This window comes from Pseudomonas sp. NPDC096925 (genome assembly GCF_044762545.1).
Classification (GTDB): domain Bacteria; phylum Pseudomonadota; class Gammaproteobacteria; order Pseudomonadales; family Pseudomonadaceae; genus Aquipseudomonas.
Window position 1 is genome coordinate 499,766 of the sequence record NZ_JBIWEM010000001.1, and the last position, 19,918, is coordinate 519,683.

Consider the following 19,918-nt stretch of genomic DNA (forward strand, 5'->3'; position numbering starts at 1 on the left):
TCACTCTCGATCCAAACACCCCGCCCCCCACCCGAAATCCCATTGAACCTCCCCCCCAACCATTCTGGTCTAGTCTGAAGTTATGACCGGACCTGGGCCAGGGACGTGCAATTGAGTGTCCGGGCCGGATCACCATTGGAGTCCTTGGGAGGTGCCCTCATGAGCCTGCTGCTCGAGCCTTACACCCTGCGTCAGCTGACCCTGCCCAACCGCATCGCCGTTTCGCCGATGTGCCAGTATTCCGCCGTCGATGGCCTGGCCAACGACTGGCACCTTGTTCATCTGGGCAGCCGCGCCGTGGGTGGCGCGGGCCTGGTAATCACTGAAGCCGTGGCGGTGACCGCCGATGGCCGCATCACCGCCGAAGACCTCGGCCTGTGGAATGACGCTCAGATCGCCCCGCTGCAACGCATCACCCGTTTCATCACCGCCCAAGGGGGCGTGCCCGGTATCCAGCTGGCTCACGCCGGGCGCAAGGCCAGCACCTATCGCCCGTGGCTGGGCAAGCAAGGCAGCGTCAAGCTCGAGGAGGGCGGCTGGCAGCCGGTAGGGCCGTCGAAGATCGCCTTCGATCCGCAACACACACCGCCACGCGAGCTGACCCATGACGAAATCCAGGATGTGATCGCCGCCTTCGTCGCTTCGACCGAGCGTGCCCTGAAGGCCGGTTTCAAGGTGGTCGAGATCCACGCCGCCCATGGCTACCTGTTGCACCAGTTCCTGTCACCGTTGAGCAACCAGCGTCGCGACGAGTACGGCAGCAGTTTCGAAAACCGTATCCGCCTGACCCTGCAGGTGGTCGAGGCTGTGCGCAAGGTCTGGCCTGCCGAGTTACCGCTGTTCGTGCGGGTATCGGCGACCGACTGGGTCGAGGACGGCTGGAACCCGGATGAAACCGTCGAACTGGCCCGCCGCCTGCGTGGCTTGGGCGTCGACCTGATCGACGTGTCCTCCGGCGGCACCTCGGTCAATGCCGAAATCCCCACAGGGCCCGGCTACCAGACCCGCTTCGCCGAGCGTGTGCGCAAGGAATCGGAAATTGCCACCGGCACCGTGGGCATGATCACCGAACCGGCCCAGGCCGAGCACATTCTGCGCACCGGCCAGGCCGACATCATCTTCCTCGCCCGCGAACTGCTGCGCGACCCGTACTGGCCGCTGCATGCTGACGACGACCTGGGCGGCAACAAAGCTACTTGGCCTGCGCAATACCAGCGCGCCACCAGCCGGGCCAACCCGATTCACGAGTCGGACTTGCGGGATTGACCTGACCCAAGCATTACGCTCCTACACGGTATTGCACCGCCTTTGAATGCGGTGCGGTATCTGTGGGAGCGGGCATGCCCGCGAAGAAGGCGACTCGGTGTATGGCACCGGCTTTGCCGGTGTTCGCGGGTGAACCCGCTCCCACAGAGGTCGCGCAAAGTCAGGCGTTGATACTTACTCCTTTTCTATTTACTTCCAAATAGTCGTCCACTGCCTCTTTGAACGCGGCAGGCAATAGCCTGCGCGACCGAGCGTGAAACCCGACGATATCGCAAGTTGTGCAAAGGTGCCCGACCCATGAATGGTCTTCCTTGCTGTATTTCACCTTTGCTCGTTGCCCTCGATATTCCATGTCATCCAGCCTCGTGATAATCCAGTTTCGATGACTACAAGCTAAAGGATGTGGCATTAGGAATGGGCCGAACCGATTGCAGGAAAGCTCCTGGGCTGAGGTGCCGGTCTCAACCCAGGCTTTACCCTTAATGCTTGATCATCACATGCCGCACACAGGTGTAGTCCTCCAGCCCATACATCGACATGTCCTTGCCATACCCCGAATGCTTCTGCCCGCCATGGGGCATTTCGCTGACCAGCATGAAGTGGGTGTTCACCCATGTGCAGCCATACTGCAGGCGCGCCGCCAGGCGGTGGGCGCGGCCGGTGTCGCGGGTCCAGACCGATGAGGCCAGGCCGTAGTTGGAGTCGTTGGCCCATTCCAGCGCCTGCGCTTCGTCGCTGAAGCGGGTCACCGACACCACCGGGCCGAACACTTCATTGCGCACGATTTCGTCATCCTGCAGCGCATCGGCCAGCACCGTCGGCTCGAAGAAGAAACCGTCGCCATCAATTGCCTTGCCACCCGTCACCAGGCGAATGTGCGGCTGGGCAACCGCGCGTTGCACAAGGCCCGCGACCTTGTCGCGGTGCTGGGCGCTGATCAGTGGCCCCAGTTCGGTGTCCTCGGCTTCCTGCAGGCCCGGCTTGAGGCTGGCCACTGCGGCCCCCAGGCGTTCGACGAAACGCTCGTAGATGCCATCCTGCACATACAGCCGACAGGCCGCGGTGCAGTCCTGGCCGGCGTTGTAAAAGCCGAAGGTACGGATGCCGTCGATGGCCGCGTCGATGTCGGCATCGTCGAACACCAGCACCGGGGCCTTGCCGCCCAGTTCCATGTGCATGCGTTTTACGCTGTCGGCGGTGGCGCTGATGATGTGCGCGCCGGTGGGGATCGAGCCGGTCAGCGACACCATGCGCACCTTGGGGTGGTTGACCAGCGGGTTGCCGACCGTCTGGCCACGGCCGAAGAGGATGTTCAGCACCCCCGGTGGCAGCAGGTCCTGGGCCAGTTCGCCGAGGCGCAGGGCGGTCAGCGGAGTCAGTTCGGAGGGCTTGATCACCACCGTGTTGCCGGCAGCCAGGGCCGGGGCGATCTTCCACGCCAGCATCATCAACGGGTAGTTCCACGGCGCGATCGAGGCCACCACGCCCAGCGGGTCACGGCGGATCATCGATGTGTGGCCCGGCAGGTACTCGCCGGCTGCCGAGCCGCCCAGGCAGCGTGCTGCACCGGCAAAGTAGCGGAACACGTCGGCAATTGCCGGGATCTCGTCATTCAGCGCGGCGCTCAGCGGCTTGCCGCAGTTCTGCGATTCCAGCCGGGCCAGTTCATCGCCATGGGCTTCGATTGTGTCGGCCAGCACCAGCAAGGCTTGCGAGCGGTCCTTGGGGCTGGTTTGCGACCAGCTGTCGAAGGCCTGGTCGGCAGCGCGCACGGCGCTGTCCACCTGGGCTTCGCTGGCTTCGTTGATTTGCGCCAGGGCGGTGCCCAGCGCCGGGTTGAGCACGGTCCAGGCCGGGCCTTGGCCAGCGACCAGCTGGCCATTGATCAGCATCTGCGTTTGCATCGGGGACTCCTCCAGGGTCATTTGCCACTGCCCGCGACGCTTTCGCCGCCACGGGTCAGGTAATAGGCGCCAAGGATTGGCAGCATGGTCACCAGCATCACCAGCATGGCGACCACGTTGGTCACCGGCACGTCGCGCGGGCGGCTGAGCTGGTTGAGCAGCCAGATCGGCAGGGTGCGTTCGTGGCCGGCGGTGAAGGTGGTGACGATGATTTCGTCGAACGACAGGGCAAAGGCCAGCATGCCGCCGGCCAGCAGCGCCGAGCCGAGGTTGGGCAGGATGATGTAGCGGAAGGTCTGCCAGCCGTCGGCGCCCAGGTCCATCGAGGCTTCGATCAGGCTCTGCGAAGTACGCCGCAGGCGGGCGATCACGTTGTTGTAGACGATCACCACGCAGAACGTGGCGTGGCCGACCACGATGGTGAACAGGCCGGGCTCTATCCCTAAGGTCTTGAACGCCGAGAGCAGGGCGATGCCGGTGATGATACCGGGCAGGGCGATAGGCAGGATCAGCATCAGCGAAATGCTCTCCTTGCCGAAAAAGCTGCGCCGGTACAGCGCCGCCGAGGCCAGCGTGCCGAGCACCAGAGCGATCAGCGTGGCCAGGCAGGCCACCTGCAGCGACAGCTTGATCGCCTCCAGCACATCGGGCCGGGCGAAGGCCACGGCGAACCACTTCAGGGTAAAGCCCTTGGGCGGGAAGCTGAACGCTGCGTCTTCGGTGTTGAAGGCATACAGGAAGATGATCAGGATCGGGAAGTGCAGGAACAGCAACCCGCCCCAGGCCGCCAGGCGCAGCCCGATCGAGGCATTTTCAGAGTGCATCGAAGGCCCCCAGGCGCTTGACGATGGAAAGGTACACCGCGATCAGCACGATCGGCACCAGGGTGAACGCGGCGGCCATCGGCATGTTGCCGATCGCCCCTTGCTGGGCATAGACCATGCTCCCGATGAAGTAACCGGGCGGGCCGACCAGCTGTGGCACGATGAAGTCGCCCAGGGTCAGCGAGAAGGTAAAGATCGAGCCGGCGGCAATGCCCGGGATCGACAGCGGCAGGATCACTTGCACGAAGGTTTGCCCGGGCCGCGCGCCGAGGTCTGCCGAGGCCTGCAACAGCGACGGCGGCAAGCGCTCCAGCGAGGCCTGGATCGGCAGGATCATGAACGGCAGCCAGATGTACACGAACACCATGAAGCGCCCCAGGTGTGAAGTCGACAGCGTGCTGCCGCCAACGCCCGGTAGCGCCAGCACCGCTTGTAGCAGGGCATCCAGGTGCAGCTGCTGGACGAACCACTGGGCCACGCCGCCCTTGGCCAGCAGCAGGGTCCAGGCGTAGGTCTTGACGATGTAGCTGGCCCACATCGGCATCATCACCGCGATGTAGAAAAACGCCTTGGTCTTGCCGCTGGTGTAGCGCGCCATGTAGTAGGCGATGGGGAAGGCCAGTACCGCACTGGCCAGCGACACCGCCAGTGCCATGCCCAGGGTGCGCAGGATGATGTCGAAGTTCGACGGGTTGAACAGCGCGGCGAAATTGCCCAGGGTCAGGTCCGGGGTTACCGCCATGGTGAAGTCGTCGAAGGTATAGAAACCCTGCCACAGCAGGTTCAGCAGCGAGCCCAGGTAGATCGCGCCGAACCAGGTCAGCGGCGGTATCAGCAGCAGCGCCAGGTACAGGTTGGGGCGCCGGTACAGCAGGTTGGACAGGCTGCGCAGTGTGCTCATGTCAGCGGCCCTCGGTTTCCCGCAGCACCGTCATGGCTTCACGGGGCCAGTGTGCCTGTACCCGTTGCCCGGGTTGCCAGGCCTGTGCCTGCGCCTGCCAGCGGTCGTTGGCCTGGCTCACCGCCAGTAGCTGGCCGCTGTCCAGTTGCAGCTCGTAGCGGGTGGCACTGCCCTGGTACTGGATATCGTGCAGCAGGCCGCTGACCTGGACATGCTGACCGGCTGTGGCCGGGTCGCCGAGACGGATGTGTTCGGGGCGGATGGAGAAGGGCGCCGGGCTGCCATTGAGCAGCGTGGCCAGCTCGCCGCGCACAACGTTGGAGGTGCCGACGAATTCGGCAACGAAGGGGGTGGCCGGTTGCATGTACAGATTGCGCGGGGTGTCGACCTGCTCGATGCGGCCACGGTTGAACACCGCCACCCGGTCGGACATCGACAGCGCCTCCGTCTGGTCATGGGTGACGAAAATGAAGGTGATACCCAGCTGGCGCTGCAGCTTTTTCAGCTCGCCCTGCATCTGTTCGCGCAACTTCAGGTCCAGCGCGCCCAGCGGCTCGTCCAGCAGCAGGACCCGTGGCCGGTTGACCAGCGCGCGGGCCAGGGCCACGCGTTGGCGTTGGCCGCCGGACAGCTGCGCCGGCTTGCGCGCGCCGTAGCCGGCCAGGGCCACCATCGCCAGGGCTTCTTCGGCGCGGCTGTGGCGTTCGGCCTTGGCCACGCCTTTTACCTTCAGGCCGTAGGCGATGTTGTCCAGTACGTTCATGTGCGGGAACAGTGCATAGTCCTGGAATACGGTGTTGACGTCGCGCTGGTAGGGCGGCACGCCGGCGGCTTCGACGCCGTGGATGCGGATCGAACCGCTGGTGGGTTGCTCGAAGCCGGCGATCAGGCGCAGGCAGGTGGTCTTGCCCGAGCCAGAGGGGCCGAGCATGGAGAAGAATTCGCCATCGATGATGTCGATGCTGACCTGGTCGACGGCCTTGACCTCGCCGAAAGTGCGGGAAACCTGGGTGAACTGGACGGCTAGGGGCATGCATGGGCTCCGGACAACTGGCTTACTCCTGTGTCGGCCTCTTCGCGGGCTTGCCCGCTCCCACAAGTTGCTCACCGCCTGTAAGGGTGGTGCTTTACCTGTGGGAGCGGGTTCACCCGCGAAGAGGCCGGCACAGGCATTCAGGCAACCTCAGCGCCCACCCATGATCGCAATGTAATCCTGGGTCCAGCGGCTATACGGCACGAACTTGCCCCCCTGGGCCTGCGGGGTTTTCCAGAAGGCGATCTTGTCGAAGTTGTCGAAGCCATTGGTCTTGCAACCTTCGGCCCCCAGCAGCTCGCTGCCGGTGCAGGCCGCCGGTACCGCCGGCAACGAACCGAACCAGGCCGCCACATCACCCTGTACCTTCGGCTGCAGCGACCAGTCCATCCACTTGTAGGCACAGTTGGGGTGCTTGGCCTCGCTGTGCAGCATGGTGGTGTCGGCCCAGCCGGTCGCGCCTTCCTTGGGAATGGTCGAGGCCACGGGCTGTTTCTCGGCCTTCAGGCCATTGACCATGTAACCCCAGGAGCTGGAGGCGACCACGCCTTCGTTCTTCACGTCGCTCATCTGCACCGTGGCGTCATGCCAGTAGCGATGGATCAGCGGTTGCTGCTGGCGCAGCAGTTCCAGCACGGCCTTGTACTGCGCTTCGCTCAGCTCGTACGGGTCCTGGATGCCCAGCTCCGGCTTGGCCGTCTTCAGGTACAACGCCGCGTCGGCGATGTAGATCGGCCCATCGTAGGCCTGCACGCGGCCTTTGTTCGGCTTGCCGTCGGGCAGGTTCTGCGGCTCGAACAGCACACCCCAGCTGGTGGGCGCCTGCTTGAACACGTCGGTGTTGTACAGCAGCACGTTCGGCCCCCACTGGTACGGGGTACCGTAGACCTGCTTGTCGACTACGTACCAGCTACCGTTCTGCAACCGTGGGTCGATGTTCTTCCAGTTGGGGATCAAGGCGGTGTTGATCGGCTGTACCCGCTTGCCCGCGATCAGCCGCAGCGAGGCATCGCCCGAGGCGGTGACCAGGTCATAGCCGCCCTTGGTCATCAGGCTGACCATCTCGTCCGAGGTGGCAGCGGTCTTGACGCTGACCTTGCAGCCGGTTTCCTTCTCGAAGCCGCTCACCCAGTCGTAGGCCTTGTCGCTTTCACCGCGCTCGATGTAGCCGGGCCAGGCGACGATGTCCAGGCGGCCCTCGCCGGGCCCCAGGGCCTTGGGCGGTTCGCCAGCCTGCAGGCTGGCGCTGGCCAGCACGGCGCAGGCGGTGGCGCCGAGCAATGCGGTCTTGTGCACTGACATGGTGTTCCCTCTTCTTGGAGATTTTGGTCGGGGCAGTCATCAAGCAAGCCTGAAGCGATCGTTGTAAGCGTAGTGCGATTGCGTGCGGTGTTGGCGATATCGAGTCTAGTTGGCTTTTTGCCAGCCAATGCAACATCCGGAAGCAAATCCCCCCATGGCGATCGGGCAGGCAGGGCTTAACCTTACGGCTCCCTTGGCCAACGTGGAGACCGTTTGATGAATACCCGGGGATTGCTCGACCAGTTGCTCAAGTCCGGCCAGGACTTGCTCGCCAGCCAGGCCGGCAAGGGCAGCTCTGGCAAGCCTGGTACCAGTGCCGGCGGCCTTGACAGCCTGCTTTCCGGTGCCGGTGGCGGTGCCTTGGCGGCGGGCGCCATGGGCTTGCTGCTGGGCAGCAGGAAAGCCCGCAAATATGGCGGCAAGGCCCTCACCTATGGTGGCCTGGCGGCACTCGGTGTGCTGGCCTACAAGGCCTACGGCAACTGGCAGGCGCGCCAGCAGGTAGCCGCCGAGCCACAGACCGTCGACCGCTTGCCGCCGGCCCAGGCCGAACAGCACAGCCAGGCGGTGCTGCGGGCGCTGGTGGCGGCGGCCAAGTCCGATGGCCACATCGACGAACGCGAGCGAGCGTTGATCGAGGGCGAATTCACCCGCCTGGACACTGACCGCGAATTGCAGCACTGGCTGCATGCCGAGCTGAACAAACCACTGGACCCGGCCGAAGTGGCCCGTGCCGCGCAAACGCCGGAGATGGCCGCCGAGATGTACCTGGCCAGCGTGATGATGGTCGACCAGGAAAACTTCATGGAGCGCGCCTACCTGGACGAACTGGCCCGCCAGCTGCGCCTGGACCCTGCCCTGCGCCAGGAACTGGAAAGCCAGGCAAGGCTTGCCGCCGGCCAATAGGCGCGGCCTTTGTGGGAGCGGCCTTGTGCCGCGAATGGGCCGCTCCCACAAGAAATGCGCCTTTTCAGGGAGAGCAAATGACCTGTCCATCAGGCAGGTTACCTGGTCACTCCACATTTCAGCCGCATGACCGCTGGGCGCCTGGGCTATACTTCGGCGATTTTCCCGCTCGTTGTGAATTCCTGAGGGCTGAATGTGAAGAACTGGACCTTGCGCCAACGGATCCTGGCAAGTTTCGCCGTGATCATCGCCATCATGCTGCTGATGATCGTGGCCGCCTACTCGCGGTTGGCGACCATCGCATCCGCCGAGCAGGCAGTGGGCAGCGACAGCATTCCCGGGGTGTACTACAGCTCGATGATCCGTAGCGCCTGGGTCGACAGCTATGTCACCAGCCAGCAACTGGTGGGCCTGTCCAACCGTCGTGAAATCACCTCGGCCGACATGGAGCTGTTCAAAGGTTTCGAGGACCGCCTGAAGCAGTACATGGCGAGTTACCAGGCTACGATCCTGAGTCAAGCCGACCAGAGCCACTTCAACACCTTCGTGAAACTCGAAGAAAACTACATGAAGATCGTCGGCCAGGTACTGGAAGCCTACCGTCAGCACGACTATGACGAAGCCCAGCGGTTGATCAACGAGGTGCTCACCCCGGCCTGGGTCAATGGGCGCAAGCATCTGAACCAGGTTATCGAAGACAATCGGACCTCTGCTGAAACCGCCACCAACGAAATTGTCAACGCCGTGAGCACGGCCAAGGGCAGCATGGTGGTTTCGCTGTTGCTGGCGATCATCGCCGCGGGCATTTGCGGCCTGCTGCTGCTGCGCGCCATCACTGCCCCCGTGCAGCGCATTGTCCATGCCCTGGACAAACTGCGCTCGGGTGACCTGAGCATGCGTCTGAGCCTGGACCGCAAGGACGAGTTCGGCGCCATCGAAAGCGGCTTCAACGAAATGGCCGAGGCCTTGGCCAACCTGGTGTCCCAGGCCCAGCGTTCGTCGGTGCAGGTGACCACCTCGGTGACCGAAATCGCCGCCACCTCCAAGCAACAGCAGGCCACTGCCACCGAAACCGCCGCCACCACCACCGAAATCGGTGCCACCTCGCGTGAGATTGCCGCCACCTCGCGTGACCTGGTGCGCACCATGAGCGAAGTCACCTCGGCCGCCGATCAGGCCTCCAGCCTGGCTGGCTCCGGCCAGCAGGGGCTGGCGCGCATGGAAGAAACCATGCACCAGGTGATGGGCGCCGCCGACCTGGTCAATGCCAAACTGGGCATCCTCAACGAAAAGGCCAGCAACATCACCCAGATGGTGGTGACCATCGTCAAGGTCGCCGACCAGACCAACCTGCTGTCGCTCAACGCTGCCATCGAAGCGGAAAAGGCCGGCGAGTACGGCCGCGGCTTTGCCGTGGTGGCCACTGAAGTGCGCCGCCTGGCCGACCAGACTGCCGTGGCCACCTACGACATCGAGCAGATGGTGCGTGAGATCCAGTCGGCGGTGTCGGCCGGGGTCATGGGCATGGACAAGTTTTCCGAAGAAGTACGCCGCGGCATGTTCGAGGTGCAGCAGGTGGGCGAGCAGCTCAGCCAGATCATCCACCAGGTGCAGGCCCTGGCGCCGCGCGTGCTGATGGTCAACGAGGGCATGCAGGCCCAGGCCACGGGTGCCGAGCAGATCAACCAGGCGCTGGCCCAGCTCAGCGATGCCAGCACCCAAACCGTCGAGTCGCTGCGCCAGGCCAGTTTCGCCATCGATGAGCTGAGCCAGGTGGCCGCGGGCCTGCGTGGCGGCGTGTCGCGCTTCAAAGTCTGACTGCGATGAACGACTTGCAAACGCGCGCCGCGCGGGCGGGCAACGCGAAGGGGGCGTTGTATCTACAGTTTCGCATCCGCGAGCAACGCTTTGCCCTGAGCGTGTACGAGGTGATCGAGGTGCTGCCACAGCAGCCACTCAAGCCGATCGCCAAGGCGCCTGCCTGGGTCGCAGGCATCCTTGCACACCGAGGCCTGCTGGTGCCGGTGGTCGACCTGGCGGCATTGAGCTTCGGCCAGCCGGCAGCGCAGCGCACCAGTACCCGCCTGGTGCTGGTGCACTACCGAGGCGGCTTGCAGCTTGGCCTGATCCTGGAGCAGGCCACCGAAACCCTGCGTTGCCACCCCGACGAGTTTCAGCCGTATGGCATGGACAGCGGCGAAGCCCCGTACCTTGGCCCGGTGCGTCAGGATGAGCAGGGCTTGTTGCAGCGCATCGAAGTCAACGAACTGTTGCCAGATGCCGTGCACGAGTTGCTGTACGTGAATGATCCGACAGGGATGCCGACATGATCGAACAGCGTTTTTTCCGTTTCTTGCGCGAACGCATCGGCCTGGACGTGGAGTCGGTGGGCGCGCCCATGGTCGAGCGTGCGCTGCGCCAGCGTTGCGTAGCCGTGAACGCCGCGGACCTGGATGATTACTGGCTGCACCTGCAGCAGTCGATGGATGAGCAACAGGCGCTGATCGAAGCCGTCATCGTCCCGGAAACCTGGTTTTTCCGTTACCCCGAATCCTTCACCGCCCTGGCCCGCCTGGCGCACAAACGCCTGGCCGAGCTGGCCGGGGCGCGCCCGCTGCGCTTGCTCAGTTTGCCTTGCTCGACCGGCGAGGAGCCCTATTCGCTGGCGATGGCCTTGCTCGACGCCGGTATCGCGCCGGGGGCGTTCATGATCGACGGCATGGACATCAGCCCCAGTTCCGTGGCCAAGGCCGGGCAGGCCGTGTACGGGCGCAATGCCTTCCGTGGCAGCGACCTGGGCTTTCGTGCGCGTTACTTCCATGCCCTTGACGAAGGTCACCAACTGCATGAGCGGGTGCGCGAGCAAGTCAGCCTGCAAGTAGGTAACGTGCTCGACCCGGCGCTGGCCAGCCGCGATGGCCTGTACGACTTCGTGTTCTGTCGTAACCTGCTGATCTATTTCGACGTGCCGACCCAGCAACGGGTATTCGAGGTGCTCAAGCGTCTGTTGCATCCACAGGGCGTGCTGTTCATCGGCCCGGCCGAAGGTAGCTTGTTGGCGCGGTTGGGCATGCGCCCGCTGGGGATTGCCCAGTCGTTCGCCTACGTGCGCGAGGAAGGCGGTGGCGCTGCGCTGGTTACGCCACCGGTGCAGCCCTCGCGGGGCGCAGTGCCAACACTGGCCAAGCCGGACTCTTTACAACCGAGCGCAGCGTTGCCGCGCCCACTGCGCGTGCTGCCCGTGGCCGCCAAGCCAGCGCCGGCTCGCGAGCACAGGCGTGAGGAGGCAAGCGAGTTGCTGGCCAGCATTGCCCGGCTTGCCAATGCCGGCGCCAGCGAACCGGCCCGTGCCGAATGTCAGCGCTACCTGGACCAGTTCGCGCCTTCGGCGCAGGTGTACTACTGGCTTGGGCTGCTCAGCGATACCGAGGGCGATGCACAGCAGGCATTGACCCATTATCGCAAAGCCCTGTACCTGGAACCACAGCACCCCGAGGCGCTGGTGCATCTGGCGGCCTTGCTGGCGGCCCAGGGCGACCTGGCCGGTGCCCGGCGCCTGCAGGAGCGCGCCGCGAGGGTTGGCCGGGAGTCTGAACGATGAAGGAAGCCGCGATGCAGTTGCTCGCCGAGGATGACGCGCACATCGACGACTGCTGGAACCGCATAGGCGTGCACGGCGACAAACAGTGCCCGCTGCTGGAGCGTCACGTTCACTGCCGCAACTGCGAGGTCTATGCCGCTGCTGCCACTCGCCTGCTCGACCGCTATGCGTTGAAGCAGGACCACCAGGCTGCCGTGGCGCCGCCCGTCGAGGAAAGCAGTGGCCGCTCCATGCTGCTGTTCCGCCTGGGTGAAGAGTGGCTGGCGCTGGCCACTGCCTGCCTGGCCGAAATTGCCCCGTTGCAAGCGGTGCATTCGCTGCCGCACCAGCGCTCGCGGGTGTTGCTTGGGGTGGCCAACGTGCGCGGTGCGCTGGTGCCATGCCTGTCACTGGCCGACCTGCTGGGTGTGCAGGCCAGCGCTGGCGAACCACGCAGCGGCCGATCGATGCCGCGCATGCTGATCCTGGCCGCCAAGGGTGGGCCGGTAGTGATGGCGGTCGAGGAGATCGACGGCATTCACCGGCTCGACCCGCTGCTGCTGGGCAGTGGCCAGGACGCCACCCACTTCACCGCTGCGGTCCTGCAATGGCGCGGCCGTAGCGTGCGAGTGCTGGACGATCAACACTTACTGTCTGCCGTGCAGCGGAGCCTGTCATGACCCCAGAGCAAATGCGCGACGCATCGTTGCTCGAACTGTTCAGCCTGGAGGCCGAGGCGCAGACCCAGGTGCTCAGCGTCGGCCTGATGGCGCTGGAACGTAACCCTACGCAGGCCGACCAGCTCGAGGCTTGCATGCGTGCCGCCCACTCGCTGAAGGGGGCGGCGCGGATCGTCGGGGTGGACGAGGGTGTCAGCGTCGCCCACGTCATGGAAGACTGCCTGGTAGCTGCGCAGGAGGGCCGCCTGCGTCTTAGCGCCGAGCACATCGACGCCCTGTTGCAGGGCACTGACCTGCTGATGCGCATCGCTACGCCGGGCGACACCGGGGCGCAGGCGACCCTGCCGGTGTTCCTCGCGCAAATGGCCAACCTGCTCGACCCGGGAGCGGCAGTCATGCCCCCCATGCCACCAGCCTTGCCAGCAGTGTCGGAAACGCCGGTGCAAGCCGAAGCTTTTCCGTTGCCTGTCGAGCCCTTGGAGCCCGAACCTGATCCGGCCCTGCATCGCAAGGCCGGCAAGCGCGCGGGCGAAGGTACGGAACGGGTATTGCGGGTAACCGCCGACCGCCTCAACAGCCTGCTCGACCTGTCCAGCAAGTCGTTGGTGGAAACCCAGCGGCTCAAGCCTTACCTGGCCACGCTGCAGCGCCTCAAGCGCATGCACGGCCAGGGCATGCAGGCGCTCGACGGCCTGCGCATGCAGCTGGAGGACAGTGGCCAGAGCAGCGAGGTGCTCGAAGCCCTGGCACAGACCCAGCGCCTGCTGGCGGAAACCCAGCAGATCCTGCAGCAGCAGGCTAGCGACCTGGACGAGTTCGGCTGGCAGGCCAGCCAGCGCGCGCAACTGCTTTACGACACCGCACTGGCCTGCCGGATGCGGCCGTTTGCCGATGTGTTGACCGGCCAGAGCCGCATGGTGCGGGACCTTGGCCGCTCGCTGGGCAAGCCGGTGCGGCTGCTGGTGGAAGGGGAGAAGACCCAGGTCGACCGCGATGTGCTGGAAAAGCTCGAAGCGCCGCTGACCCACCTGTTGCGCAACGCGGTCGATCACGGCATCGAACTGCCCGAGCGTCGTCTGCTGGCGGGCAAGGCGGAGGAGGGCGTGATTCGTCTGCGGGCCTCGCACCAGGCCGGTATGCTCAGCCTGGAACTGATCGACGACGGTGCCGGCATCGACCTCGAGCGCCTGCGCAGCAGCATCGTCGAGCGTGCCCTGTCGCCCGCCGACACGGTGGCGCGGATGAGCGAGGCAGAGTTACTGACGTTCCTGTTCCTGCCCGGTTTCAGCCTGCGCGACAAGGTCACCGAGGTGTCCGGCCGCGGCGTGGGCCTGGATGCGGTGCAGCACATGATCCGTGAGCTGCGCGGTTCGATCGAGCTGACCCAGCTGGCCGGGCAGGGCTGCCGTTTCCACCTGCAGGTGCCGCTGACTCTGTCGGTGGTGCGCAGCCTGGTGGTCGAGGTGGGGGGCGAGGCCTATGCCTTCCCGCTCGCCCATATCGAGCGCACGCTGAACGTGAGCGCCGAAGAGATCGTGCAGATCGAAGGGCGCCAGCATTTCTGGCATGAAGGCCGGCACATCGGCCTGGTCGCGGCCAGCCAGCTGCTCAACCGCCCGGCAGGGCAAACGCAGGAGAGCAGCTTGCGGGTGGTGGTGATCCGCGAGCGCGAGCAACTGTATGGCGTGGCCGTGGAGCGGTTGGTAGGCGAGCGGGTGCTGGTGGTGATGCCGCTCGACCCACGGCTGGGCAAGGTGAAGGACATTTCCTCCGGCGCCTTGCTCGACGATGGCTCGGTGGTGCTGATCGTCGATGTCGAGGACCTGCTGCGCTCGGTGGAAAAACTGCTCAGCACCGGCAGCCTGGAGCGCATCGAACGCGGCGGCAGCGGTGCCCGTGGCGTGGCGCGCCAGCGCATCCTGGTGGTTGACGACTCGCTGACCGTGCGTGAACTGCAGCGCAAGCTGCTCGGCAACCGTGGCTACGACGTAGCGGTGGCAGTGGATGGCATGGACGGCTGGAACGCCCTGCGTGGCGAGGACTTCGACCTGCTGATCACCGACATCGACATGCCACGCATGGACGGCATCGAGCTGGTCACCCTGGTGCGCCGCGACCAGCGCCTGCAATCGCTGCCGGTGATGGTGGTGTCCTACAAGGACCGTGAGGAAGATCGACGGCGTGGCCTGGATGCCGGCGCCGACTACTATTTGGCAAAGGCCAGTTTCCACGACGATGCATTGCTGGATGCTGTGGTTGAGCTGATCGGAGGTGCTCAGGGATGAAGATCGCCATCGTCAACGACATGCCCATGGCCGTCGAGGCGCTGCGCCGGGTAGTCGCTTTCGAGCCCGCGCACCAGGTCATATGGGTGGCCGGCAATGGCGCCGAGGCGGTGCAGCGCTGCACCGAGCAGCAGCCAGACCTGATTCTCATGGACCTGATCATGCCGGTGATGGACGGCGTCGAGGCCACCCGGCGGATCATGGCCGAGACCCCGTGCGCCATCGTCATCGTCACGGTCGACCGCAAGCAGAACATGCACCGGGTGTTCGAGGCCATGGGCCACGGCGCCCTTGATGTGGTCGACACGCCGGCGCTGGGGGCGGGTGATCCGCGCGAAGCGGCAGCGCCTCTGCTGCGCAAGATCCTCAACATAAGCTGGCTGATTGGCCAGCAGCGCGCACCGGCTACCCGCCCGGTCGCCGCGCCTGTGCGGGCAGCGTCCCAGCACCGTGGCTTGGTGGCGATCGGCTCGTCTGCTGGCGGCCCGGCGGCCCTTGAGGTGCTGCTCAAATGCCTGCCGGCGGCGTTTCCGGCGGCCATCGTGCTGGTCCAGCATGTGGACCAGGTGTTTGCCGCGGGTATGGCCGAATGGCTCAGCAGCGCTGCCGGCCTGCCGGTGCGCCTGGCCCGTGAAGGCGAGCCACCGCAGCCGGGGCAGGTGTTGCTGGCCGGCACCAATCACCACATCCGCCTGCTACAGAACGGCCAGCTGGCCTACACTGCCGAACCAGTCAATGAAATCTACCGGCCCTCGATCGATGTGTTCTTCGAAAGTGTGGCGCGCTATTGGACCGGCGATGCGGTGGGCGTATTGCTTACCGGCATGGGCCGCGATGGTGCCCAGGGGCTGAAGCTGATGCGCCAGCAGGGTTTCCTGACCATCGCCCAGGACCAGGCCAGCAGCGCGGTATACGGAATGCCCAAGGCTGCTGCGGCCATCGATGCTGCAGTGGAAATCCGCCCGCTGGAACGCATAGCCGGGCGCTTGATGGAATTTTTCGCAAAATGACGAAGTGTATTGAATCACGCCGCCAGGCCGGTAGTGATCGGGTGAACAGGTATGAATGATTTACCGATCGAAGGTTTCACGACCCCCAACGAGAACTCGGCGATGGTGCTGCTGGTCGATGACCAGGCCATGATCGGCGAGGCGGTGCGGCGTGGCCTGGCCAATGAAGAGAACATCGACTTCCACTTCTGCGCCGACCCGCACCAGGCGGTGGCCCAGGCAGTGCGCATCAAGCCCACGGTGATCCTCCAGGACCTGATCATGCCTGGCCTGGACGGGTTGACCCTGGTGCGTGAATACCGCAACAACCCGGCAACCCAGGACATACCGATCATCGTCCTGTCGACCAAGGAAGACCCGTTGGTCAAGAGTGCAGCCTTTGCTGCCGGGGCGAACGATTACCTGGTCAAGCTGCCGGACACCATCGAGCTGGTGGCGCGCATTCGCTACCACTCGCGTTCCTACCTGACCCTGCTGCAGCGCGACGAGGCCTACCGCGCCCTGCGCGTCAGCCAGCAGCAACTGCTCGATACCAACCTGATGCTGCAGCGGCTGATGAACTCCGACGGCCTGACCGGGTTGTCCAACCGCCGCCACTTCGACGAGTACCTTGAGCTGGAGTGGCGCCGGGCCATGCGTGAACAGCAGCAATTGTCGCTGCTGATGATCGACGTGGACTTCTTCAAGGCCTACAACGACAGCTTCGGCCACCTGGCCGGTGACGAGGCCCTGCGCCAGGTGGCCGAGGCGATACGCGGCTCGTGTTCGCGGCCGACCGACCTGCCGGCGCGCTATGGCGGCGAGGAGTTCGTCCTGGTGTTGCCCAACACCTCGCCGGGTGGGGCACGCCTGGTGGCCGAGAAGCTGCGTCAGACCGTACTCGGCCTGGGCATCCCGCACACCGCCCCGGTGACCAACTCGTACCTGACCGTGAGCATCGGCCTGGCCACCCAGACTCCGTCTATCGGTAGCCATAGCCGGCAGCTGATCTCGGCTGCGGACAAAGGCCTGTACCAGGCCAAGAATGGCGGGCGCAACCAGGTTGGCATCGCCTGAAAAGCTGAAGCTGGCGCGGCCCCTGTGGGAGATTGCCCAGCCCTTTGGGCTGCGCTGTCGCACAGGGAACAATGTTCGAAAGCGTGTCACCTTCCCTTGTGGGAGCGGGCGTGTCGAGGCGTCGAACCGCCGCGAAGCAGACGACGCGGTGTATGGCACCGGCTTCGCCGGTGTTCGCGGGCACGCCCGCTCCCACAGGGGCTGCGCAATTTCCGAATGCTCTATATATAGGCTACCGCCCGGCGGGTCTGCCGCCCTGCGGCGGACTCGGTTATACTCGCAGGCTTTTCACCGAATTCGTGCGAGTAGCCAGCCCATGGAAATCCAACCGATCCTGAACACCATCAAGGACCTCACCGAGCGTTCCCAGTCCATTCGGGGGTATCTTTGACTACGATCACAAGCATGACCGCCTGATCGAAGTCAACCGCGAGCTGGAAGACCCCAACGTCTGGAACAAGCCCGAGTACGCCCAGGCCCTGGGCCGCGAGCGTGCCATGCTGGCGCAGGTCGTCGAGACTCTGGACAAACTGTCCAACGGCCTGTCCGACTGCAAGGACCTGCTCGACATGGCCGTCGAGGAAGAGGATGAAGGCGCCGTAAGCGACGTCGAGACCGAGCTGCAAGCCCTGGAAGAGTCCCTGGCCCTGCTTGAGTTCCGTCGCATGTTCAGCGGCGAGATGGACATGAACAACGCCTACCTGGACATCCAGGCCGGCTCCGGCGGTACCGAGGCGCAGGACTGGGCCAACATCCTGCTGCGCATGTACCTGCGCTGGGCCGACAAGCGTGGTTTCGACGCTACCATCATCGAGCTTTCCGAAGGTGAAGTCGCCGGTATCAAGGGCGCCACCGTGCATATCAAGGGCGAGTACGCCTTCGGCTGGCTGCGCACCGAGATCGGCGTGCACCGCCTGGTGCGCAAGAGCCCGTTCGACTCCGGTGCCCGTCGCCACACCTCGTTCTCCGCGGTGTTCGTATCGCCCGAGATCGACGACAAGGTCGAGATCGAGATCAACCCGGCCGACCTGCGTATCGACACCTACCGTTCCTCCGGTGCTGGTGGTCAGCACGTGAACACCACCGACTCGGCGGTGCGTATCACCCACGTGCCGACCAACACCGTGGTGGCCTGCCAGAACGAACGCTCCCAGCACGCCAACAAGGACACCGCCATGAAAATGCTGCGGGCCAAGTTGTACGAGCTGGAAATGCAGAAACGCAACGCCGCCTCGCAGGCGCTGGAAGACAGCAAGTCGGACATCGGCTGGGGCCACCAGATCCGCTCCTACGTGCTGGATGACTCGCGTATCAAGGACCTGCGTACCGGTGTCGAGCGCAGCGACTGCCAGAAGGTCCTGGACGGTGACCTCGACCAGTACCTGGAAGCGAGCCTCAAGCAGGGGCTGTAAACCGTACACAACTGCCGCGGTACCTGGCCTGGGGCCGGTATCGCGTGCCCTGCCCGAAAGGGGCACCGCACACCTGATGGAAAGAATGACGAAATGAGCGACCTCAAGACCGAAGTGCAAGACCTGCAACAGGAAGAAAACGCCCTGATCGCCCTGCGCAAGGAAAAGCTTGCCGCCGAGCGCGCCAAGGGCAATGCCTTCCCCAATGACTTCCGTCGCGACAGCTACTGCAACGACCTGCAGAAACAGTACGCGGACAAGACCAAGGAAGAACTGGAAGCTGCAGCGATTCCGGTCAAGGTTGCCGGTCGCATCATGCTCAACCGTGGCTCGTTCATGGTCATTCAGGACATGACCGGCCGCATTCAGGTCTACGTCAACCGCAAGACCTTGTCGGAAGAAACCCTGGCCGCGGTCAAGACCTGGGACTTGGGCGACATCATCAGCGCCGAAGGCACCCTGGCCCGTTCCGGCAAGGGCGACCTGTACGTCGAAATGACCCACGTGCGCCTGCTGACCAAGTCGCTGCGCCCGCTGCCCGACAAGCACCACGGCCTGACCGACACCGAGCAGCGCTACCGCCAGCGTTACGTCGACCTGATGGTCAATGAAGAAACCCGCCACACCTTCCGTGTACGTTCGCAGGTGATCTCGCACATCCGCAAGTTCCTCATCGAGCGCGACTTCCTCGAAGTCGAGACACCGATGCTGCAGACCATCCCGGGCGGTGCCGCGGCCAAGCCGTTCGAAACCCACCACAACGCCCTGGACATGGCCATGTTCCTGCGAATTGCGCCGGAGCTGTACCTCAAGCGCCTGGTGGTGGGGGGCTTCGAGAAGGTGTTCGAGATCAACCGCAACTTCCGTAACGAAGGCGTTTCGACTCGTCACAACCCTGAATTCACCATGCTCGAGTTCTACCAGGCCTACGCCGACTACCGCGACAACATGGACCTCACCGAGGAACTGTTCCGCGAGCTGGCGCAGCTGGTACTGGGCACTACCGACGTGCCGTACGGCGACAAGGTATTCCACTTCGGTGAGCCGTTCGCCCGCCTGTCGGTATTCGACTCGATCCTCAAGTACAACCCGGAGCTGACCGCTGCCGACCTGCAGGACGTCGACCGCGCCCGCGACATCGCCAAAAAGGCCGGCGCCAAGGTGCTGGGCCACGAAGGCCTGGGCAAGCTGCAGGTGATGATTTTCGAAGAGCTGGTCGAGCACAAGCTGGAGCAGCCGCACTTCATCACCGAGTACCCGTTCGAAGTGTCGCCGCTGGCCCGTCGCAACGACGACAACCCGGCTGTTACCGACCGTTTCGAGCTGTTCATCGGTGGCCGCGAGATCGCCAACGCCTATTCCGAGCTCAACGATGCCGAAGACCAGGCCGAGCGCTTCCTGGCCCAGGTGGCCGAGAAGGACGCCGGTGACGACGAAGCCATGCACTACGACGCCGACTTCGTTCGCGCCCTGGAATACGGCATGCCGCCGACTGCGGGTGAAGGCATCGGCATCGACCGCCTGGTGATGCTGCTGACCAACTCGCCGTCGATCCGCGACGTGATCCTGTTCCCGCACATGCGTCCGCAGGCCTGAGTGAATTGAACGAGCCGCCTTTCGAGGCGGCTTTTTCTTGCCTGTACACTTGAATTGCCTGTGCCGGCCCTTTCGCGGCTAAAGCCGCTCCCACAGGGATCCCACTGCCCTCAGGCTGGTGCAGTCCCTGTGGGAGCGGCTTTAGCCGCGAAGAGGCCGGCAC

The 19,918-nt window shown here is 64.5% G+C and carries 16 protein-coding genes; 11 read left to right on the plus strand and 5 right to left on the minus strand.

All coding sequences use genetic code 11. The annotated features are described in order from the left end of the window. Positions 1 to 159: 159 nt before the first annotated feature. Positions 160 to 1,266, plus strand: coding sequence for an NADH:flavin oxidoreductase/NADH oxidase (locus ACIQYU_RS02420; RefSeq protein WP_207829520.1), 1,107 nt, complete (start codon positions 160 to 162; stop codon positions 1,264 to 1,266). Positions 1,267 to 1,745: 479 nt separating this feature from the next. Here ACIQYU_RS02420 and ACIQYU_RS02425 read toward each other — a convergent pair whose 3' ends face one another. From ACIQYU_RS02425 to ydcS, 5 genes are all read right to left on the minus strand, one after another. Continuing rightward, positions 1,746 to 3,170: a gamma-aminobutyraldehyde dehydrogenase gene (locus ACIQYU_RS02425; protein ID WP_402798119.1), complete on the minus strand. Its 1,425-nt coding sequence runs from the start codon at positions 3,168 to 3,170 to the stop codon at positions 1,746 to 1,748. 17 nt (positions 3,171 to 3,187) lie between these two features. Then, the gene (locus ACIQYU_RS02430; RefSeq protein ID WP_207829516.1) at positions 3,188 to 3,994 is read right to left on the minus strand and encodes an ABC transporter permease; all 807 of its coding nucleotides are present in this window, start codon (positions 3,992 to 3,994) and stop codon (positions 3,188 to 3,190) included. Then, positions 3,984 to 4,895, minus strand: coding sequence for an ABC transporter permease (locus ACIQYU_RS02435; protein WP_402798121.1), 912 nt, complete (start codon positions 4,893 to 4,895; stop codon positions 3,984 to 3,986). The genes ACIQYU_RS02430 and ACIQYU_RS02435 overlap by 11 nt, the downstream gene beginning before the upstream one ends. Position 4,896: 1 nt before the next feature. Further along, positions 4,897 to 5,928, minus strand: a complete 1,032-nt coding sequence (locus ACIQYU_RS02440) for an ABC transporter ATP-binding protein (protein WP_063911467.1) — start codon at positions 5,926 to 5,928, stop codon at positions 4,897 to 4,899. 150 nt (positions 5,929 to 6,078) lie between these two features. Further along, on the minus strand, positions 6,079 to 7,230 hold the full coding sequence (gene ydcS, locus ACIQYU_RS02445; protein WP_207829514.1) for a putative ABC transporter substrate-binding protein YdcS: 1,152 nt from the start codon (positions 7,228 to 7,230) through the stop codon (positions 6,079 to 6,081). A gap of 216 nt (positions 7,231 to 7,446) precedes the next feature. Here ydcS and ACIQYU_RS02450 point away from each other — a divergent pair, with 216 nt between their 5' ends. The 10 genes from ACIQYU_RS02450 (at position 7,447) to lysS (ending at position 19,755) form a co-directional block, all read left to right on the plus strand. Beyond that, entirely contained in the window at positions 7,447 to 8,136 is a 690-nt protein-coding gene (locus tag ACIQYU_RS02450; RefSeq protein WP_402798125.1) for a tellurite resistance TerB family protein, read from the plus strand. Positions 8,137 to 8,331: 195 nt separating this feature from the next. Continuing rightward, entirely contained in the window at positions 8,332 to 9,954 is a 1,623-nt protein-coding gene (locus ACIQYU_RS02455) for a methyl-accepting chemotaxis protein (RefSeq protein WP_207829512.1), read from the plus strand. A 5-nt stretch (positions 9,955 to 9,959) separates the two neighbouring features. Continuing rightward, a complete protein-coding gene (locus ACIQYU_RS02460) occupies positions 9,960 to 10,466 on the plus strand; it encodes a chemotaxis protein CheW (RefSeq protein WP_241106325.1) in 507 nt (168 codons plus the stop codon). Beyond that, entirely contained in the window at positions 10,463 to 11,737 is a 1,275-nt protein-coding gene (locus ACIQYU_RS02465) for a CheR family methyltransferase (protein ID WP_402798128.1), read from the plus strand. The genes ACIQYU_RS02460 and ACIQYU_RS02465 overlap by 4 nt, the downstream gene beginning before the upstream one ends. Continuing rightward, entirely contained in the window at positions 11,734 to 12,396 is a 663-nt protein-coding gene (locus tag ACIQYU_RS02470; RefSeq protein WP_402798130.1) for a chemotaxis protein CheW, read from the plus strand. The genes ACIQYU_RS02465 and ACIQYU_RS02470 overlap by 4 nt, the downstream gene beginning before the upstream one ends. Next, entirely contained in the window at positions 12,393 to 14,681 is a 2,289-nt protein-coding gene (locus ACIQYU_RS02475) for a hybrid sensor histidine kinase/response regulator (RefSeq protein ID WP_233693927.1), read from the plus strand. The genes ACIQYU_RS02470 and ACIQYU_RS02475 overlap by 4 nt, the downstream gene beginning before the upstream one ends. Next, positions 14,678 to 15,691: a Wsp signal transduction system protein-glutamate methylesterase WspF gene (gene wspF / locus ACIQYU_RS02480; protein WP_207829503.1), complete on the plus strand. Its 1,014-nt coding sequence runs from the start codon at positions 14,678 to 14,680 to the stop codon at positions 15,689 to 15,691. The genes ACIQYU_RS02475 and wspF overlap by 4 nt, the downstream gene beginning before the upstream one ends. Positions 15,692 to 15,742: 51 nt before the next feature. Then, positions 15,743 to 16,747 carry a Wsp signal transduction system regulator diguanylate cyclase WspR gene (gene wspR / locus ACIQYU_RS02485; protein WP_207829500.1) on the plus strand — a complete coding sequence of 335 codons (1,005 nt, stop codon included), beginning with the start codon at positions 15,743 to 15,745 and terminating at the stop codon, positions 16,745 to 16,747. 316 nt (positions 16,748 to 17,063) lie between these two features. After that, positions 17,064 to 18,159 (plus strand): peptide chain release factor 2 gene (gene prfB / locus ACIQYU_RS02490; protein ID WP_096009945.1). Its coding sequence is split into 2 segments (ribosomal slippage): positions 17,064 to 17,135 and positions 17,137 to 18,159, totalling 1,095 coding nucleotides; the frame shifts between segments, so codons are not numbered across the junction. Positions 18,160 to 18,252: 93 nt separating this feature from the next. Continuing rightward, positions 18,253 to 19,755: a lysine--tRNA ligase gene (lysS, locus tag ACIQYU_RS02495; RefSeq protein ID WP_207829496.1), complete on the plus strand. Its 1,503-nt coding sequence runs from the start codon at positions 18,253 to 18,255 to the stop codon at positions 19,753 to 19,755. Positions 19,756 to 19,918: the final 163 nt, after the last annotated feature.

What these genes read in the sequence shown, in the direction of transcription:
- ACIQYU_RS02465 (WP_402798128.1), top strand. Translation starts at nt 10,463, where the DNA reads ATGATCGAACAGCGTTTTTTCCGTTTCTTGCGCGAACGCATCGGCCTG.
- wspF (WP_207829503.1), top strand. Translation starts at nt 14,678, where the DNA reads ATGAAGATCGCCATCGTCAACGACATGCCCATGGCCGTCGAGGCGCTG.
- ACIQYU_RS02435 (WP_402798121.1), bottom strand. Translation starts at nt 4,895, where the DNA reads ATGAGCACACTGCGCAGCCTGTCCAACCTGCTGTACCGGCGCCCCAAC.
- ACIQYU_RS02475 (WP_233693927.1), top strand. Translation starts at nt 12,393, where the DNA reads ATGACCCCAGAGCAAATGCGCGACGCATCGTTGCTCGAACTGTTCAGC.
- ACIQYU_RS02460 (WP_241106325.1), top strand. Translation starts at nt 9,960, where the DNA reads ATGAACGACTTGCAAACGCGCGCCGCGCGGGCGGGCAACGCGAAGGGG.
- ACIQYU_RS02450 (WP_402798125.1), top strand. Translation starts at nt 7,447, where the DNA reads ATGAATACCCGGGGATTGCTCGACCAGTTGCTCAAGTCCGGCCAGGAC.
- ydcS (WP_207829514.1), bottom strand. Translation starts at nt 7,230, where the DNA reads ATGTCAGTGCACAAGACCGCATTGCTCGGCGCCACCGCCTGCGCCGTG.
- ACIQYU_RS02425 (WP_402798119.1), bottom strand. Translation starts at nt 3,170, where the DNA reads ATGCAAACGCAGATGCTGATCAATGGCCAGCTGGTCGCTGGCCAAGGC.
- ACIQYU_RS02440 (WP_063911467.1), bottom strand. Translation starts at nt 5,928, where the DNA reads ATGCCCCTAGCCGTCCAGTTCACCCAGGTTTCCCGCACTTTCGGCGAG.
- ACIQYU_RS02470 (WP_402798130.1), top strand. Translation starts at nt 11,734, where the DNA reads ATGAAGGAAGCCGCGATGCAGTTGCTCGCCGAGGATGACGCGCACATC.
- ACIQYU_RS02430 (WP_207829516.1), bottom strand. Translation starts at nt 3,994, where the DNA reads ATGCACTCTGAAAATGCCTCGATCGGGCTGCGCCTGGCGGCCTGGGGC.
- ACIQYU_RS02420 (WP_207829520.1), top strand. Translation starts at nt 160, where the DNA reads ATGAGCCTGCTGCTCGAGCCTTACACCCTGCGTCAGCTGACCCTGCCC.
- lysS (WP_207829496.1), top strand. Translation starts at nt 18,253, where the DNA reads ATGAGCGACCTCAAGACCGAAGTGCAAGACCTGCAACAGGAAGAAAAC.
- wspR (WP_207829500.1), top strand. Translation starts at nt 15,743, where the DNA reads ATGAATGATTTACCGATCGAAGGTTTCACGACCCCCAACGAGAACTCG.